Genomic DNA, 17,936 nt, shown 5'->3' with positions numbered 1-17,936 from the left:
CCCCTTAAAATCCCAACCCCTTCCCAGTTTGGCATTTTTATTTTTACTCCAAATTTTCGCCAAAAACTCCTTCGAGTTTTTTGTTGCGAAAATTTTATAAAAGCCTTTCAAGGTTGTCAAGCGATAGCTTGATTATTATTTTTTAACCCCAAAACCAAATTTTGGAACGCTTTTTGCTTTCCCCATACTCAAAAATCAAATTCCAATATAAAGGATTACCAATGATGGGAGCATTATGGTCTGGAGTTACTGGTCTTCAGGCACACCAAGTAGCTATGGATGTCGAAGGTAACAACATAGCCAATGTCAATACCGTAGGCTTTAAATATTCTCGTGCGAGTTTTGCCGATCTTTTCAGCCAAACCCAAAAGGTCGCCACCGCTCCACAAGGCAATCTAGGCGGCAAGAACTCTATGCAAATTGGCCTTGGCTCCACAGTCAATACAGTTACTAAAATTTTCAAGCAAGGCACTATCCAAACCACCGAGAAACAAAGCGATATGGCTATCCAAGGCGATGGATTTTTCGTCGTATCCCCAGATGGTGGCAAGACCTATCTATACACTAGAAACGGCGATTTTAGCTTAGATTCTCTAGGTAATTTCGTAGATCGCAACGGCTATATAGTCCAAGGCTGGCTTAGAAATCAAGATACCGGCTTGATAGACCCTACTGGACCGCTTAAAAATATCGTTATAGAGCCAGGTATGTCTATGGAGGCTAATCCCACTAGCGAGCTTGCCATCATCGCCAATCTAAATTCCGGCTCAAATATCGGAACCAAAAACTCCCCCATCTACACACTTGACCAGTATAATGACTTTTTAGACCTTAATGGCAATGGCCTATGGGATGATGGCGAAGCCAAAAACCCAAACGACCTAAATACCAACACATACTATATCAACTCCAATAAAGAAGTCGCCATCAAAGAAGCTGGCGTGGATCTAGGCGTAGTATTTAACTCTGCTGGAGAAGGGGTAAATCTAAGAGAAGGTCAAGGTATGTGGGTCAGCTACGCCGATGCGAAAGTTCAATTTGGTGCTTTAAATAATCAACAAAACAATCAGCAACAACCGGCAGAACGCACCCTACATATCTCCATAAATGGTATAGAGATCCCAGCTTTAACTATCACTAAAATGGATGAAGTAGCCAAAAAGATAAATGAATTTACTAATAGAACTGGCGTCCAAGCCACTGTAATAAATGGCAACGAACTCCAACTAACTAATAATAATAACACAGGCACCACCGACGCATCTAAAAATATAAAAATCAAAAAATATGAAGATGATACCACATCTATCAGAAGCACAAATGTCATAACCGCATACAAATACACCTACTCATCAGCCGCTGGCACTAATGCGGGGCATCTCTATAGTGATAGTGCTGCTAGGGTAGTTAGAACCACAGAAGATCTAAGAAAAGCTATGCAAACAGACGCTAGAGAGTATGTCAATTATAGTGGCTCTAATGTCTCAAATGCCGTAAATGGTGCGACATATATCACAAATAAAATATTAGGCATTATTGACACAGCAAACGGAAATGTAGGAACAGCTAAACAAAATGTACAACAGGAAATACAAAGAGTATTACAAGATACACAAGCTACATTTAATGATTTTAAAAATAATGGCGCCATAACAGAACCGATTTCTGAAGCTGCAGTAGGCGTAATGGTAAATATATTGAACTCATCAAATCAAATAATGCAAAATGCGCAAATCACCACTATAAATGATCTAAAAGAAGCTGTAAGAGAGTTAGTAACTAATGACAAATTGGCCGAATTCGCCTCAAGAGAGTGGAATTCTCCACTAGATGCCGATGGAAATCCAGATGCTAATAATAACGCTGCTAATGGCTTACCAGCTCCAACCGGTAACGAACATAGCAACGCCACATATAGAGATACGAATTTAAATGATGGGGTGAAAGTAACAGTCAATGAAAAGGGTCAATTCGTCTTCGAAAACCCAGCCGGTGATGCTAGCTACGGCCAAAATGATGGCCACATGACTCAAGCAAACCCAGCCGGTCCAGGCGGTAATCCGGTAAAAGATAGCCCAAATGCCTTTACTGACGCAAATGGCCAAAAACAAGTCCCATCAAATCAAGATACATATATCAATGACTATAATATGCAAATTTCAGTTACAGGCTATAGCAATCTAGCACAAAATATCAATGAAAACTCAGCCCTAGCTGATGTATTCAAAAGCCTTAGCGGTGGCCTAAGCACAGGAACTAGCTCAAGAGTTAGTAGCAACCTTACAATGTCTAGCCACTCTGCTACAACTGAGATATATGATAGCTTAGGCTCTAAGCATGAGATTAAATTTGAGTGGAGAAAGATCAGCTATAGTCCAGAAAATGGCACCGAGTGGTCGCTGCTAATCCAAGTCCCAGAGCCAGGGGTGCTAAATGCCGATGGAGATGTATCAAATGTCATATCAGGCTCAGCTAGGTTTAATAACGATGGAACCTTGCTAGGATTTACCCCATCTACTTTGACTTTCACGGCGAATAACGGCTCAGCTCCAGGGCAAAATATCGAGCTAAATTTTGGTAAAATCGGCGACTCAAATGGTCTAAGAAGTAATGATAATCCAAGCTCAACTGACAATATCGTCCAAGATGGCTACGCTGCTGGTAACCTAACTGGCACTAGGGTAGATGAGTCTGGAACGATAATAGGAAGCTTTAGCAATGGTAGGAGCTTTGGTCTAGCGCAAGTGAGCCTAGCGGTCTTTACTAATAATGAAGGTCTAGAGACTAGGGGTGGCAATATCTTTAGCCAAACAGCAAATAGCGGAGATCCGATCTTTGGGGCGGCTGGAACTAGTAGGCGTGGGACTATCACAGCTAGTGCCTTGGAGATGAGTAATGTGGATCTAAGTAGAGCACTAACTCAGCTAATCGTAGTCCAAAGGGGCTATCAAGCCAACTCCAAAACCATCACCACAAGCGACCAAATGCTAACAGCTTTATTACAGATTAAGCAATAGTATTTTTGTTTTGCTAGACTTCGCAAGAAGTCTTTATCTTATATAGGCTTGAGAAACATCACAAGGCGAATTAACGCAGATAAATATGCTTGGTATGGGTTAGCTAAGTATATAATCTAGTAAATTTGCCTTTGAGATATTGCTTATTTTGCCGTCCTTTTAGTAAAAGTTACCTAATAATTTTCTAGTTACTTATTTATCTTATATCAAAAGCAAGTTAAGTCAAAATAAGCTAAAATAGCGGATATGTCGTGTTATTTTAAAATATTGTAAATCAAAAGAAATTTAAAATAAGCTTAATTGGTGGAGTTAAGCGGGATCGAACCGCCGACCTCTTGAATGCCATTCAAGCGCTCTCCCAGCTGAGCTATAACCCCATCAAGATGGCGTAATGATACACTTATTTTGCTTATAATTTTATGAAATTAAATAAATTTACCAAATTCATTTAATCAAATTAAATTTTAAGTTTTCTTTTGCTATTATTCAACTTTCAAAATTATTGCGGGAATAGCTCAGGGGTAGAGCACAACCTTGCCAAGGTTGGGGTCGCGAGTTCGAATCTCGTTTCCCGCTCCATATTTTGCCCAGGTGGTGGAATGGTAGACACAAGGGACTTAAAATCCCTCGGAAATTACTTCCGTGCCGGTTCAAGTCCGGCTCTGGGCACCACACATGGCGACATGGCCAAGTGGTAAGGCAGAAGCCTGCAAAGCTTTTACCCCCAGTTCGAATCTGGGTGTCGCCTCCATATTTTACAGGGTTAATATGCGTTATATACTTTTATCTTGTTATTATATGGATGTTCCATACATGGCATGGAGTCAAAGAGGATTTTAGAAGTGCTTATGAGTGGTCTAAAGGTAAGATCAATCAAGGTGCTAGCTGGATAAAAACTTCTAATTAATTCATTCGGGAGATGGCTGAGTGGTCGAAAGCGGCGGTCTTGAAAACCGTTGAGGTGTGAAAGCCTCCAGGGGTTCGAATCCCTTTCTCCCGGCCACTACTCAATCAACTAAAATTTTTAAGGCTATTTTATGCAAAGTAGTTCAAAAGTTCATGGATTTTCTAAATTTAAATTAATCATTATTTTAGCTTTTATGTCTAGCATTGCGCCATTATCTACTGATATGTATCTACCTGCGCTTTCTCATGTTCAAAGTAGTTTTGAGGCTAGTGAGTTTTTAACTCAGCTTAGCTTGGCTAGTTTTTTTATAGCATTTGCGTTTGGGCAGCTGATTTATGGGCCTTTGAGCGATATTTTTGGTCGTAAAATGCCGCTTATTATCGGTATTTTGATATTTATCGCTTCAAGTCTTGGGTGCGTGATGGTGGATAATATCTATGTTTTTATCACTTTAAGATTTTTTGAAGCACTTGGCGGATGTGCTGGTGTGGTGATCGCTAGGGCGATTGTCAATGATAATTTTGATATTAAAGATGCCGCTGGGATATATGCTTTGATGATGGTCTTTTCATCGCTTGCACCTATGCTATCTCCGACATTTGGCGGTATTTTACTAAGATACTTTTCTTGGCAAAGTATATTTGCGGTGCTATTTATGCTAGGGATTTTGCTACTTTTATTTATCATTTTTGGGCTTAAAGAGTCTATGGTAGAACGAGTTAAATTCTCTCACAAAGCGACAATTAGTAGCTATAAATTTGTTTTAAAAGAGCCTATTTTTATTCTTTATTGCTTGATTGGAGCTCTTGCTTCGGCGGTGCTTTTTGCTTATATTACTGGTTCATCATTTGTTTTTATGGGGCATTTTGGGCTTGATGAGACTAAATATGGTATATTATTTGGTATTAATTCCTTCTCTTTTGTTTTGTTTGCTAATATCAATGCTAGGTTTAGTAGAAAATTTGATTGCGAAATTTTGCTTAAATTTGCCTTGATTGCTATGCTTGTAGCGTTAATTTTTATTAGCTTTGTGGCATTTATCCAGCTTGGATTTTGGGCTTTTGAGGTTGGAGTGTTTATAGCTATTGGAATGCTAGGATTTATCTTGCCAAATTCAACTACACTAGCTATGGCTAGGTTTAAAGACCACTCTGGGACGGCTTCGGCGGTGCTCGGGACTATGCAGTTTGGGCTAGCTGGCGTGGTGGCTTTTTGTGTGGGATTTTTTGAGGCTAATACTCCGTTATTTTTGTCTTTGGCGATGTTGTTACCTTGTTTGTTTGCGACTATTTTGTTTTATAAAAAGGCTTGAAATATTTCAAGCCAATTATAAAATTTAAGCCGAAATAAAATCTTGATAGATAAATTTATGCTCTTGTGGTAAATTTTGGTATATTAAATTTGCTAGATCTCTTATCTCCCATAAGGCGGATTTCGAGCTTCTAAGGCTTAAGAAATTTTGTAAGCTTCTAGCGTTTATACTCCAGCTTAATTCTGTTTTATAACTCTCTGGAAGGCAGTATTTGGCTATATCTAAGCTTGTGTTTTGGTTTAGAATTTGGCGTAAGTTTTCAAGTGCGTTTATGCTTGCGTTATCTACAAATTCATTGCTAGTTAGCACTATATATCTACTTGCATTTTCAAAATCATTAGGCTTAAATTCGCTTTCGTTTTTTAGCTCTTTTAGGGTGTATCTAGTGGATTTGACGCTTAGGCTAGCTATGCGGTGGCGAGCTAACTCTTGGAGGCAAGCTCTGCTAATACCTTTTATGTAAAAGTTATAAAATAGATGCTCTAGCGTGCTTGCGTGTTTGAGTTTATTGCCTACTCTATCGATTAAAGCTAGATCTATTTCGCCGCCATTATCGCCTTTATCGAAGCTTTGCCAGCAAGTGCGAATAGCATTTGAGCATATCCAAAGCGGCGTATAATTTAGTAATTTTACATCCATATCTATGCCTATTTATAGATCACGACTTGATCTTTGCTTTGACGGATTTTAGCTGGGGCTAACTCATCGCTATAACCCAAGGCTATCACAAGAACAGGTCTGAAATGCTCACCTAAATTTACAAAATCATCTAATTTTTGCGGATCAAAACCAGCCACAATACAACTTTTTACCCCTAGGCTTTGAGCGATATTTACCATATTGGCACTTGCTATGTAGCATTGGAGCGAGGCGTAGTGCATTAGCTCTTCATCGGTTTGTGGGTTAAATCTATCTGCGAAGTGATCAAGAGCTTTTTGTAATCTTTCAGGTGTGCGTGGTTTGCGATCTACTTGAGTTCTTATGAAGTCACAACCGCTTTTTAGGTCGTTGCGTGCGATGATGATTATAGCGTGGCTACAACCGCTTACTTGGGCTTGGTTATTACAAATTTGGCCCAACTCTTTTAGATCGTTTTCTTTGCTAACTACCATAAATTTCCATGGCTCAAGTCCGCATGAGCTTGGGCTTAATCTAGTAAGGTCTAGGATCTCTTCTATAATGCTATTATCTATCTTTTTGGAGTTAAATTCTCTACATGAGTAGCGTTCTTGCATTATTTTTTTCATCTATTCTCCTTTAGTTATTTTGTAGATTATAGCGGTATTTTGCCAATATTTGGTTAAAATTTTTAGACTGTATGAAATTTTAATTTTATTAATAAAAAATATGTAGAATCATTAGGCTTAAATTTTATTATTAAGGACATATTTATGAAAAGAATATTGTTTGCATCTTTGCTATTTAGTTCAGCTATATATGCAGAAGTTATTGCGTATGGACCTGGTGGGCCAGCCCCTGTTTTAAAAGAATTAGCAACTGAATTTGAAGCTAAAAAAGGTAAAAAAGTTAAAATAGTTGCAGGTCCTACTGGTCAGTGGATCAATCAAGCAAAAGCAGATGCTGATATTATTTTTGCTGGTAACTCATCTATGATGGATGGATTTATTAAAGCATTTGATGGTAATTTAGATGTTAAAAATGTAGAGGTTTTAAATATTAGAGAGGCTGGAATAGTAGTTAAAAAAGGTAATCCTAAAAATATAAAAAGTTTTAAAGATCTACTTAAAGATAATATTAATGTAATGGTTGTAGATGGTGCTGGTCAAGTGGGTCTATATGAAGATATGGCGCTTAAAAATGGTAAAAGAAATCATCTATTAAAACTTAGAAAAAATATAGTGTATTATGCTCCAAATTCAAAAATGGCAGTTGATCGCTGGAATAGTGATGATAGCATAGATGCACTTATAATATGGTCTCATTGGGCTAAAGTTTTAGGTGAGGATAAAGTAGATTTTGTACAAGCTGGTAAAGATTTTATAATTTATCGTGCAGCAGAGATAGCTGTAACAAGTAGCACAAAAAATAAAGAAGTTGCTATGGAATTTATAAAGTTTGTCCAATCTAAAGATGCTCAAAAAGTATGGAAAAAATGGGGCTGGCAAGTAAAATAATTGAAGTAAAATAATTTAAATTTAAAAAGGCATGGAGATGACTCCTGCCTTTTTATAAGTAGGTTTATTTTTTCGCCATTCTTTTACGAAGTGTTGGGTCAAGATAGCGTTTTCTCACCCTAATATTTACTGGCGTTACTTCTACTAATTCATCTTCTTCTATCCACTCTAAAGCTCGCTCTAAGCTTAGTTTGCGTGGTGGGACTAGTTTTATAGCGTCATCGCTACCGCTTGCACGCACATTTGTTAAGTTTTTGCCTTTGATAGGATTTACATCAAGGTCATTTGGACGGCTATGTTCGCCTATTATCATACCGACATAAACCTTGGTTTGCGGATCGCAAAATAGCACCCCACGATCTTGGAGATTAAATAAAGAATAAGCTAGAGCCACGCCATTTTCCATACTCACTAAAGCGCCATTACTTCTGTGTTCTACTGAGCCACTTAGTGGGCGAAATTCCAAAAAGCTATGATTCATCACGCCTTCGCCTTTGGTATCTGTTAAAAACTGACTTCTAAAGCCGATAAGCCCACGAGCTGGGATTTCAAATTCAATTCTAGTTTGCCCATCGCCAGTTGGATTCATGCTTACCATTTCAGCTTTTCTTTTGCCAAGTTTTTCTATCACGGCGCCAGTACAATCATCAGGCGCATCGATTACTAAAAGTTCATAAGGCTCGCATTTAACCCCATCAATCTCTTTTATAATCACCTCAGGCCTACCAAGACAGAACTCAAAGCCCTCTCTACGCATATTTTCAGCCAAAATTGTGATTTGTAGCTCTCCACGGCCACTTACTTTGAATTTACCTTCGCCGATATTTTCATATTTCATAGCGATATTTGTCTTCATCTCGCTCTCTAAACGCTCATCAAGCTTATTTGAAGTTACAAATTTACCCTCAGTCCCAGCAAGCGGAGAGTCATTTACGCTAAATACAACGCTTAAAGTTGGCTCTTCTATATGGAGTGGGTCGAGCGGCATAGGGTTATTTGGATCGACTACGCTATCGCCTACATCCAAAGCATCAAAACCAGCAATAGCTACGATATCACCGCTATTTGCACTCTCTATATCGATTCTTTCAAGGCCTAAAAATCCGATTAATTTGCTGATTCTGCCTGTGGTTTTGCTGCCATCGGCTTTGGCTAGCATTACGCTTTGGTTTTTGCTAATTTTGCCATTGAAAATTCTCGCAATACCGATTTTACCTACATAATTATCATAATCAAGGGTAAAAACTTGAAGTTGAAGTGGATTTTCATCCTTGCCACTTGGGGCTGGGACATGATTTATAATAGCCTCAAATAGCGGTCCCATATCGGTATTTTCATCTTCTAATTTATGTTTTGCGTAGCCATTTTTAGCTGCGGCATAGACTATTGGAAACTCTAGTTGTTCATCATTGGCATCAAGTGCGACAAATAGATCGAAAATTTCATTGATAACTCTATCAGGATCGCCAGCTGGTTTGTCAATTTTATTTACTACCACTATCGGGCGAAGACCTAAAGATAGAGCTTTTTTAACGACGAATTTGGTTTGAGGCATTACGCCTTCTTGCGCATCTACAAGGAGTAAAACTCCATCTACCATCTTTAAAACACGCTCAACCTCGCCACCAAAATCAGCGTGTCCTGGAGTATCTATAATATTGATTTTATAATCTTTATATCTTATGGCTGTATTTTTGCTAAGGATCGTAATACCACGCTCACGCTCAATATCATTACTATCCATAACTCTCTCGCCAATATTTTGGTGTTCTGTAAATGTGCCTGATTGCTTAAGTAGCTCATCTACCATTGTGGTCTTACCATGGTCGACATGTGCTATAACTGCGATATTTCTTATATTTTCCAAAAGATTTTCCTTAGATTTTTCAAATTTTTGGCCTAGATTATATCTAAAAATTGCTAAATTTGCTTTGAATTTAACTTCTATGAATTTGCTATTAAATTTGGAATAGAATTTGCTAGAAATCCGTAAAATTCACCTAAATTAGGATAGCAAATGCAAGGTTTAAATGAAGCTTTAGCTAGCTTAAATACCACAACTCAAGTCCCATCTAAGAGCGAAAATAGTAGCACAAATAATCAAGATGATAGCTTTTATAAAATGATTGAAAATAGCGTAAAAGAGTATGAAACTTCTCAAAATACGCAAGATGATAAAATCAAACAAAACCAAATAGAGCAAAACAGCACTAAATCAAATCAAAAAATTAGCAGTGATGATACTGAAAATAGCAAGGTCTCTAACTTACAAAATATACAAAATTCAGATGAAATAATGCTTGAAAATGCTGATTTTATCACTTTACTTGGGCTTTTGGACTCTCAAGATGGAGCAATGAAAACTGGAATTAGCAATTTAGTAAGTGCAAATTTAAATAAATTTTTAGCCACTGAGAAGAATATTAAGGAGTTAAAAGGGGCTAAAAACTTGGAAGATTTGCTAAATTTGAGTGAGAAATTTAATCTAGGATTAAGCAAGATAAAGATCACAAAAGATGGGATTGAGGCTTTAAAAAGCGAGTTTAAAAATTTAAACTCCAAAGGCTTTTTTAACCAAATTCCAATGATAAATCAAAAGATTGATATAAATGTGATTAAAGATATAGAAAAGAGTATTCAAAAAGCAGAAAATAGTGATAAAAATGTTTTAAGCAAATTAATGCTAGGTCAAAGTGTAGAGATAAAGACAGATGGTAAATTTATAAGTGATGATGAGCCAAAACCACAAGGCAAATCAGATATAAAATCAGAGCCAAAAGTGGATTTAAAAGAGTTATTAAAAGAGAATTTTCAAAAAAGTGAGCCTAAAAATACGCTTTTAGATGAGCCAAAGATGGAGAAAATGCAGACAAAATCTAGTCTTAAGCTAGAGAGTTCTAATACGGCTGGAAATTCACACAATTCGCAAAATAGCATTGATGATTATCTAGCAAATATTATGCAAAAAGCTATGAAGGAAACTAAGGAGTCATCTCCTACTCAAAGCCATATTTTGGAGAGTTCTAGCCAGACAAATGGCGAGCAAAATTCCAATAATTTTGATAATCAAAACGGCTCAAATCAAGCAACAAAAGATATAATTAATATGGCAAAGCTAGACGCTAAGGAGCTAAAACCGCACCTTAGACAAGTCTTTGATAACTTTGCTACACAACTACAAGAGAAAATCAGTGAATATAAACCGCCAATTACTAGATTTCATCTGACATTAAATCCAGGGAATTTAGGCGAGGTTGAGGTAACACTCATTAATCGTGGCTCAAATTTACATATAAATTTCAACTCAAATACCCAGACAATGCAGCTTTTTATACAGCACCAAGCTGAGTTTAAAGCTAGTCTTGTAAATATGGGATTTAGTGAGTTATCAATGAATTTTAGCGATAATGCAAATAAAGAGCAGAGCCAAAGCGATAATAAAAGGCAAAAATTTAACTCAAATGGCGATGAATTAAGTGAAGTAGCTCAAGATGAAGAGACTATATTAGAAGTAGTATTGCCAAAATATTTCTAAAATAGGAATGAAATTTGCTTAAAGCAATAAAAATATATAATAAATTTAGGAGAGAAGCATGGCAACATCTGTAAATTCAACACCGCAATTCACCACTGATATTTGGGCGGCAAACGAGGCAAAACAAAAAGCAGATAGCGTATCAGGTGGCGTAAATCCAAATTCGCAACTAGATAAAGATGCCTTTTTAAAGCTTCTTTTAGTTGAACTTCAACACCAAGATCCAACCGAGCCTATGGATAGTGCTAAAATGCTTGAGCAAACTAGCCAGCTAGCCACAGTAGAGATGCAAGAAAAAACTAATCAAGTTATGACGCAATTAAGTCAGCAGATGCAAGCAAGTGCCTCTTTAAACGCTATGAGCGCATTAGGCAAGATGGCTAATCTAACCAACTCAGTAGCTAAAGATACAACCTCATCTGAAGTGAATTTTAGTCTATACTTCCCAGTAGATGCTAAGGGTGGAACAATAGAGATTTATGACTCTTTAGGTAATGTAATTCGTAATGTTAGCATAAGCGATGTTAAATCTGGGGTTAATCAATTTAAATGGGATGGAAAAAATAATAATGGTGAGCCAACTCTCCCTGGCGAATACTTGATAAAAGCTAAATATATAGACGCAAGTGGGGCTAATAGAGAGACTGTTTTGGGGCAGTATCCAGTAGAGGCGGTTAAATTTGATAAAGGTGTAGCGTATATCAAAGTAGCTGGAGAGTATGTAACTATGGATAGTGTGCGTGAATTTACTGAGCCGGTTGTGTATAGTGTAAATTCAGATAATAGTAATTCTAGCACAAGCAAAGATGATGTTGTAGATGAGACAACTAAAGATGAAGTAGCCAAAGATGAGAGCAATAAAGATGAGGTATCTAGCTCATGATGGTAGGATTTTATAATGGCGTAAATGGGGTTAAGACTGCTGAGTTTGGTCATAACGCAATCGGAAATGATGTCTCAAATATCAATACCGTAGGTTATAAGACCTCAACGACTGAATTTAAAAGCCTATTTTACACCACATTAAATAGTGCTTCTAGCTCACCTGTGTATTCTCAGATTGGGCTAGGCTCAACTAAGATGGCAACTTCTTTGAATTTTACTCAAGGTAGTTTGCAAACTACAGATAATGTCTTTGATATGGCAATAGATGGAGATGGATTTTTTGGTTTGATTGGCGTTGATGGGGAGCAGTATTTTACTAGAAATGGCGAATTTGCTAAGGATAAAAATGGGGATTTAGTAAATAGAAGTGGTATGTATCTACTAGGCTCTACAGCCGCTTTAGCTCCTGCTGCTTTGGGAGAGAGTGCGTTAGGTAAGCTTGGCGTGACTGATGGTAATGTGGAGGCTTATACCTTGCCAGTTGGTCAAGAGGTAAAGCTAAATGCCATAAACGATCAAACTAAGATAAATTTGCCTGATATTTTGTATGTTCCAGCTACGCCTACAACTCAGGTAAGCTACTTGGGATATTTAGATTCTACGATTAAAACCGAGCACCAAAGCGTGGAGCTTAGTAGCGAAACTTTAGAAGCACAGATCGATAAGGATAACAATACAATTATAGTCGCTGGAAATCTCCATCAAACCCCTGAGGTGCATTATCCAAATTCAGCTGATAAAGAAGTAGCGATTACTATAACTGATAAAGATGGTAAAAGCGTAGAGATTAAGACTCAGACCTTAGATGGTGGGGCTTTTGTAATTGGCTTTGATAATGCTATGGCTGGGCTGAATTTAGAAGCAGAGCTAGAGTATAAAGCCACAGCCATTGTGCCACAGCAAATTGCTAATACACAGACATTTACCACTGATTTATGGGCTCCAAATGGGGATAAAAATATTTTACAACTTGAATTTACAAAGCAAGTTCCCCAAGGTGAAAATATAGTTTTTGAAGCCTTAGCAAGCGTGCTAGGTCCAGATGGGGAGATTATTAGCGTATCTCAAGGTGAGCTTAGATTTAATGAAAAGGGAGCGTTATTAAGCAATACTTTAGGTGGGATTAATAATGGTGGGGCAAATGTGGAGTTAAATTTAGGCACTCCATATGATGAAAATATCCCAAATAGTGGCTTTAATGGACTTCGTCCAGCCGAGCAAAGCGACCCAGAATTAGTCGTGAAAAAAAATGGTAAGCCAGAAGGACTTCTTGAAAAATATTCTATGAGTGATAGTGGAGATATTTTGGCTGTTTTTGATAATGGCGATATGACTACCGTAGCTAAGGTGGCGTTATATCACTTTCAAAACAATCAAGGTTTAAGCAAGGCTAGTGAAAATATATACCAAGCTAGTCCAAACTCAGGAGAGCCGATATTTTTTACTGATGCAAATGGCGATGTTGTTTATGGTGCTGCGATTAGAAACTATACTTTAGAGATGAGTAATGTGAATTTGGGCGTATCGCTAACTGATATGATAATAATACAAAAGATGTTTGATGCTAGCTCAAAATCAATAACAACCGCCGATGAGATGATAAAAAACGCTATAAATATGAAACGCTAAGATTGATTAAGATATTCTTATTTTTATTGATATTTGATTAGAGTGTTAAATTTTGTCTATAATTTTCTCTAATTTTATCGATTAAAATAGGCTTATCTTCTCTTAAAACTTCCCAAAATTTAAAGCCGTTCAAGCGAGGTGATTTGGCATTTTTAAACTTAGCTGCTAAGGTATGCATATCATAGATTTCGCCATCGAACTCAAGCTTTCCATCATCTTTTAAGATTGCAAATTTATCGCTATTTTTTAGATAAAATTTCTCTCCAATTTTAAAAAATTTAGCCTTAATCATATCGCTCATTTTTACTTTTAAAGGCTTCTTATCAAATTTAGCCATTGCTATATCGCTATTTTGAAATTCTATATTTTCTAGCCTTTTTAAGCCAAAGTTTATGTATCTCTCATTTTGCTCTATCATTATAAAATCTCTCCCAAGTCTCTTTGCCATAACAGCTGTTGTCATAGTTCCGCCAAATGGATCAAGCACCAAATCGCCAATTTTTGAGCTAATTGCAATCACTCTATAGAGTAAGGCTTCTGGCTTTTGCGTGGAGTGGAGCTTATCTTTATTTTCATCTTTTAATCTCTCATTGCCACTGCAAACTGGAAATTTCCAAACAGAACCAAGTTGTTTTCGTTTGCCTTTTTGAAATAAATTTAATTCTATATTATCGCTATTAAGCTCTTTTGCGGTTTTGTAATTAAATGTAAATTTTGATTTTTTATCTTTACAAGCCCAAATTAAAGTTTCGTGAGAATTATTTAAGCGAGTTCCCATAAAATTTGGCGTTGGGTTACTTTTGTGCCAAATAACATCGTTTATAAACCAAAACCCTAAATCTTGCATAATCCCACCGATTGTATAAATGCACTGCATTCCACCAATCACCCAAATTGAACCATTGCTTTTTAAAACTCTTTTACACTCTTCTAGCCATAAACGAGTAAATTTGGCATAACTTTCATTATCTTTAAAACTATCCCACTCATCATCACAACCATTAAATTTGCTTCCTTCTGGTCGCTTTAAAACTCCTTGAGTTCGCATAAAGTATGGCGGATCGGCAAAGATAAGATCAACGCTTTCATTTGGCAAGGTTTTTAAAATCTCTAAAGAATTTCCTTTTAAAATTTGATTTTTTACCATTTCAAAGTCCTTTTAAATTGCATCCAGTTGGAAAAAGCTCTTTTCGCAATTCTATAAATTCTATTTTATTTGAAAGTAGATTTTTAATAAGTTTTGGCTCATTATTTTTTATTTTTAACAAGGCATTTTTAATCTCTTTGCTTGTATCAAAATCAGGCACACTCAAAATCTCATTTGAACGCTCAGCTTTATTTTGTTTTAAATGCGAAACTAATTCATTCCAAATATCAATTCTATAAAATAAATTTTCAAAAATTTCTTTGCCATAAAATAGCGAAATTTCTACCAAATCGTCAGTATTATTTGCGATTTGCTCGGTATAAAATTTTTGATTTTTCTTTAAAGAATTATCGCTAAACCACATTGCAACTTTTATTTTTTGATTTGGAAAATTTTGTTTTAAACAGCGAATTTTTTTGATTAGATTGGCGTATTGACCGCGTTTTTTTGTGCTATCATGATCGTCGCGGACTTTTTGTTCGATTAGATAAATTTCACTATTTTTTCTAAAAACTTGATCGGCACTCAAAGGTTTATTCTCTTCATCTGTGCCGATATTTTTATCTAAATTTTCATAGCCCATCTCATCGATATAAGAAGTTAAAATTTCTTCTAAAAAATCACCAAACTTAATTTCACAACTTTGAGTAAGATTTTGTATTAGTTTTGTTTTAGCATTTGTGATTCTAAATAAACCAATATATCGCTTTGGATTTTTTAAGACAGTTAGCAAAATTTCATAATTTAAATCATCGCCAAAAATTCGATTATTTAATTTATTTTTAAAAATATCATATTTCATATTTGCTATTTTGCCTTATCTCTACGCTTCTAAAATCGCTCCGTTGCTTGCGTTTGTAACTAGCTTTTGATATTGTCTTAGCCAGCGACTATTTACCACTTTTCCAGCGTATTTCCACTCTTTGCGTCTAGCTTTTATCTCATCATCGCTTAAGCGGACATTTATACTAAAATTATCCACATCAATATCGATGATATCGCCATCTTTTAAAAGTCCTATCATACCGCCTTCAGCAGCTTCTGGGCTTACATGCCCTATGCTAAGCCCCCTTGTAGCTCCGCTAAATCTCCCATCTGTGATTAAGGCTACATCTGCTCCAAGCCCACGACCTACGATTAGGCTTGTTGGGCTTAGCATCTCTTGCATTCCTGGCCCCCCTTTTGGACCTTCGTATCTTAAGACCACGACATCGCCTTTTTGAACTTTTCCGCTTGAAATGCCTTGTATAGCTTCATCTTGGGAGTTAAAGCAAACAGCTTTTCCGCTAAATTGCCTTGAGCCGATTATCCCAGCGGTTTTTATCACGCAGCCTTGCTCGGCTAAATTCCCAAATAAAATAGCTAGTCCGCCGACTTTGGAGTAAGCATTTTTTGCCGTGTGGATTATATTTTGGTCTAAAATTTCAGCATTTTTCACTCTATTGCCTAAGCTCTCGCCACTTATAGTAAGAGCGTCTAAGCTTAATAAATCGCTATTAAATTTAGCTATTTCATTTATAACCGCACTTAGCCCACCAGCCTTGGCTATATCTTGCATATGCACACTAGGTAGGCTTGGGGCGATTTTGGCTATGTGTGGGACGCTTTTGCTTATATCATTTAATTTAGCGATGTCTAGTGGTGCGTTAGCTTCACGGCTGATGGCTAACATATGTAAAATCGTATTTGAGCTTCCACCCATCGCCATATCTACTACCATTGCGTTTTTTATCGTTTTTTCGTTGATGATATTTCTGATTTTATATCTCTCATCAAGGGCGATCTCGCATATCCTTTTAGCAGCTTTTCTAATTAGCTCTTCACGCTCTTTTGTTAAAGCCAAAATAGTACCATTTCCTTCTAATGCCACCCCCATAGCCTCACAAAGCGTATTCATCGAATTTGCTGTAAACATTCCTGAGCAGCTCCCACCACTTGGACAAGCATTACACTCAATATGCTTTAACTCTTTTTCATCTATTTTTTTGGTCTCATATGCCCCAACGGCCTCAAAAGCTGAGTTTAGATCCAAAGCCTCTCCATTAGACCCAACTCCAGCAGCCATCGGCCCACCGCTTATAAATATCGTTGGCACATTTACTCTTAAAGCTCCCATAAGCATTCCAGGAACGATCTTATCGCAGTTTGGCATACATACAAGTGCATCAAGGCAGTGAGCATTCATCACGGTTTCAACCGAATTTGCTATAATCTCACGGCTTGGAAGAGAATAAAGCATACCCTCATGCCCCATAGCGATACCATCATCTACGCCAATGCAGTTAAATTCAAATGGCACACAGCCATTTTTACGAATTTCATCTTTTAGAATTTTTGAGTATTTATCAAGAAAAAAATGCCCCGGAATAATCTCAATAAAGCTATTTGCCACGCCGATAAATGGCTTATCAAAATCCTCATCTCTAAGACCAGTTGCCCTTAATAGCGATCGGTGTGGGGTTTTGGTGTAGCCTTTTTTAATATTGTCACTTCTCATTTTTTCTCCTTAATTTATGCTTTTTTAGGTTTGCATAGTAAAAATAGATAGATATATCCCACCACTCCAGCAGCAAAACTAGCTAATAATATTGCTAATTTATCAGCGTGATAAAATGCTGGACTATCATTATACGCTAATGCTCCTACAAATAAGCTCATAGTAAAGCCTATTCCAGTTAGGATACACACTCCGTAAAATTGTAACCAGCTTGATCCTTCAGGGAGCTTAGCAAAGCCAAGCTTGATAAATATAAGGCTAAATAAAAATACCCCTAGTTGCTTACCAAAAAATAAGCCAAAGAATATCCCCATACCAACTGAATTTATCAGCTGTTTAGGATCAACCCCAGCTAAGCCAACTCCAGCATTTACAAAGGCAAAAATCGGTAAGATAAAGTAGCTTGTAACGCCGTGGAGATCTTTTTCAAGCTCTTTTAGCATACTGCCACCAGAGCTATCTCTCATAGGTATGAAAAATGCCGCTACAACCCCAGCTATGGTAGCATGGACGCCGCTTTTTAATACGCTAAACCATAAAATTAGCGTAAAGAGTAGAAATATGGATTTTTTATTTACCTTTAAGCGGTTTAGGATAAATAGAATAATTACGCAAATAAATGAAATTCCAAGCGATGTAGCCGATAGCTCAGTAGTGTAAAATAGCGCTATAATCACAATCGCACAAAGATCATCTATAATAGCTAGAGTTAGCAAAAATATCTTTAAAGAGCTAGGCACTCTATTGCCAAGGAGCATAAGCACACCAAGTGCAAAGGCAATATCAGTAGCAGTAGGTATAGCCCAGCCCCTTATGGCAAACTCATCGCTATAATTAAATCCCCAAAATATCAAAGCCGGACAAACAACCCC

Annotated in this window: 12 protein-coding genes, 5 tRNA genes and 1 pseudogene; 10 read left to right on the top strand and 8 right to left on the bottom strand. The window is 37.0% G+C overall.

The features are described 5' to 3' along the window. Positions 1-221: 221 nt before the first annotated feature. Positions 222-3,017, top strand: a complete 2,796-nt coding sequence (locus CSUIS19073_RS06855; protein ID WP_180379387.1) for a flagellar hook-basal body complex protein — start codon at positions 222-224, stop codon at positions 3,015-3,017. Between the two features lie 301 nt (positions 3,018-3,318). Here the strand turns inward: CSUIS19073_RS06855 and CSUIS19073_RS06850 are convergent. After that, positions 3,319-3,394: transfer RNA gene (locus tag CSUIS19073_RS06850), tRNA-Ala, on the bottom strand. 127 nt (positions 3,395-3,521) lie between these two features. On the opposite strand from CSUIS19073_RS06850, the gene CSUIS19073_RS06845 reads away from it, so the two are divergent. From CSUIS19073_RS06845 to CSUIS19073_RS06825, 5 genes are all read left to right on the top strand, one after another. Next, a tRNA-Gly gene (locus tag CSUIS19073_RS06845) sits at positions 3,522-3,596 on the top strand. 6 nt (positions 3,597-3,602) lie between these two features. Beyond that, positions 3,603-3,689, top strand: a tRNA-Leu gene (locus tag CSUIS19073_RS06840). Positions 3,690-3,694: 5 nt separating this feature from the next. Beyond that, a tRNA-Cys gene (locus CSUIS19073_RS06835) sits at positions 3,695-3,768 on the top strand. A 162-nt stretch (positions 3,769-3,930) separates the two neighbouring features. Continuing rightward, positions 3,931-4,020 (top strand) — tRNA-Ser (locus tag CSUIS19073_RS06830). 34 nt (positions 4,021-4,054) lie between these two features. After that, positions 4,055-5,236 carry a multidrug effflux MFS transporter gene (locus tag CSUIS19073_RS06825; protein WP_086242447.1) on the top strand — a complete coding sequence of 394 codons (1,182 nt, stop codon included), beginning with the start codon at positions 4,055-4,057 and terminating at the stop codon, positions 5,234-5,236. A gap of 24 nt (positions 5,237-5,260) precedes the next feature. Here the strand turns inward: CSUIS19073_RS06825 and thyX are convergent, their stop codons facing one another. Both thyX and CSUIS19073_RS06815 read right to left on the bottom strand, forming a co-directional pair. Beyond that, the gene (gene thyX, locus CSUIS19073_RS06820; protein WP_086242448.1) at positions 5,261-5,875 is read right to left on the bottom strand and encodes an FAD-dependent thymidylate synthase; all 615 of its coding nucleotides are present in this window, start codon (positions 5,873-5,875) and stop codon (positions 5,261-5,263) included. 8 nt (positions 5,876-5,883) lie between these two features. After that, positions 5,884-6,483 carry a nitroreductase family protein gene (locus CSUIS19073_RS06815; RefSeq protein ID WP_086242449.1) on the bottom strand — a complete coding sequence of 200 codons (600 nt, stop codon included), beginning with the start codon at positions 6,481-6,483 and terminating at the stop codon, positions 5,884-5,886. Positions 6,484-6,627: 144 nt separating this feature from the next. On the opposite strand from CSUIS19073_RS06815, the gene CSUIS19073_RS06810 reads away from it, so the two are divergent. Further along, the gene (locus tag CSUIS19073_RS06810; RefSeq protein ID WP_086237317.1) at positions 6,628-7,371 is read left to right on the top strand and encodes an extracellular solute-binding protein; all 744 of its coding nucleotides are present in this window, start codon (positions 6,628-6,630) and stop codon (positions 7,369-7,371) included. Positions 7,372-7,435: 64 nt separating this feature from the next. Here CSUIS19073_RS06810 and typA read toward each other — a convergent pair whose 3' ends face one another. After that, the gene (gene typA, locus CSUIS19073_RS06805; protein WP_086242450.1) at positions 7,436-9,238 is read right to left on the bottom strand and encodes a translational GTPase TypA; all 1,803 of its coding nucleotides are present in this window, start codon (positions 9,236-9,238) and stop codon (positions 7,436-7,438) included. A gap of 1,329 nt (positions 9,239-10,567) precedes the next feature. On the opposite strand from typA, the pseudogene fliK reads away from it, so the two are divergent. The 3 genes and pseudogenes from fliK to CSUIS19073_RS06790 all read left to right on the top strand — a co-directional run. Beyond that, positions 10,568-10,906, top strand: a pseudogene (gene fliK / locus CSUIS19073_RS08350) (flagellar hook-length control protein FliK); the annotation flags it as partial. 58 nt (positions 10,907-10,964) lie between these two features. Then, positions 10,965-11,789 carry a flagellar basal body rod modification protein gene (locus CSUIS19073_RS06795; RefSeq protein ID WP_086237320.1) on the top strand — a complete coding sequence of 275 codons (825 nt, stop codon included), beginning with the start codon at positions 10,965-10,967 and terminating at the stop codon, positions 11,787-11,789. After that, positions 11,786-13,420: a flagellar hook-basal body complex protein gene (locus tag CSUIS19073_RS06790; RefSeq protein WP_086242451.1), complete on the top strand. Its 1,635-nt coding sequence runs from the start codon at positions 11,786-11,788 to the stop codon at positions 13,418-13,420. Before CSUIS19073_RS06795 ends, CSUIS19073_RS06790 begins: the two co-directional genes overlap by 4 nt. A gap of 37 nt (positions 13,421-13,457) precedes the next feature. Here CSUIS19073_RS06790 and CSUIS19073_RS06785 read toward each other — a convergent pair whose 3' ends face one another. The 4 genes from CSUIS19073_RS06785 to nhaA all read right to left on the bottom strand — a co-directional run. After that, positions 13,458-14,567 carry a DNA-methyltransferase gene (locus CSUIS19073_RS06785; protein WP_086237322.1) on the bottom strand — a complete coding sequence of 370 codons (1,110 nt, stop codon included), beginning with the start codon at positions 14,565-14,567 and terminating at the stop codon, positions 13,458-13,460. A 1-nt stretch (position 14,568) separates the two neighbouring features. Then, positions 14,569-15,369, bottom strand: coding sequence for an HpyAIV family type II restriction enzyme (locus tag CSUIS19073_RS06780; protein WP_086237323.1), 801 nt, complete (start codon positions 15,367-15,369; stop codon positions 14,569-14,571). Positions 15,370-15,390: 21 nt separating this feature from the next. Continuing rightward, a complete protein-coding gene (gene ilvD / locus CSUIS19073_RS06775) occupies positions 15,391-17,064 on the bottom strand; it encodes a dihydroxy-acid dehydratase (RefSeq protein ID WP_086237324.1) in 1,674 nt (557 codons plus the stop codon). 14 nt (positions 17,065-17,078) lie between these two features. After that, positions 17,079-17,936, bottom strand: an 858-nt coding sequence (nhaA, locus tag CSUIS19073_RS06770) for a Na+/H+ antiporter NhaA (protein ID WP_337214395.1), incomplete at its 5' end; no start/stop codon positions are given.

It is taken from the genome of Campylobacter sp. RM19073 (assembly GCF_024723495.1).
Classification (GTDB): Bacteria; Campylobacterota; Campylobacteria; order Campylobacterales; family Campylobacteraceae; genus Campylobacter; species Campylobacter porcelli.
The sequence above is the reverse complement of the archived record's forward strand: the minus strand, read 5'-3'. Positions and strand labels throughout refer to the sequence as shown.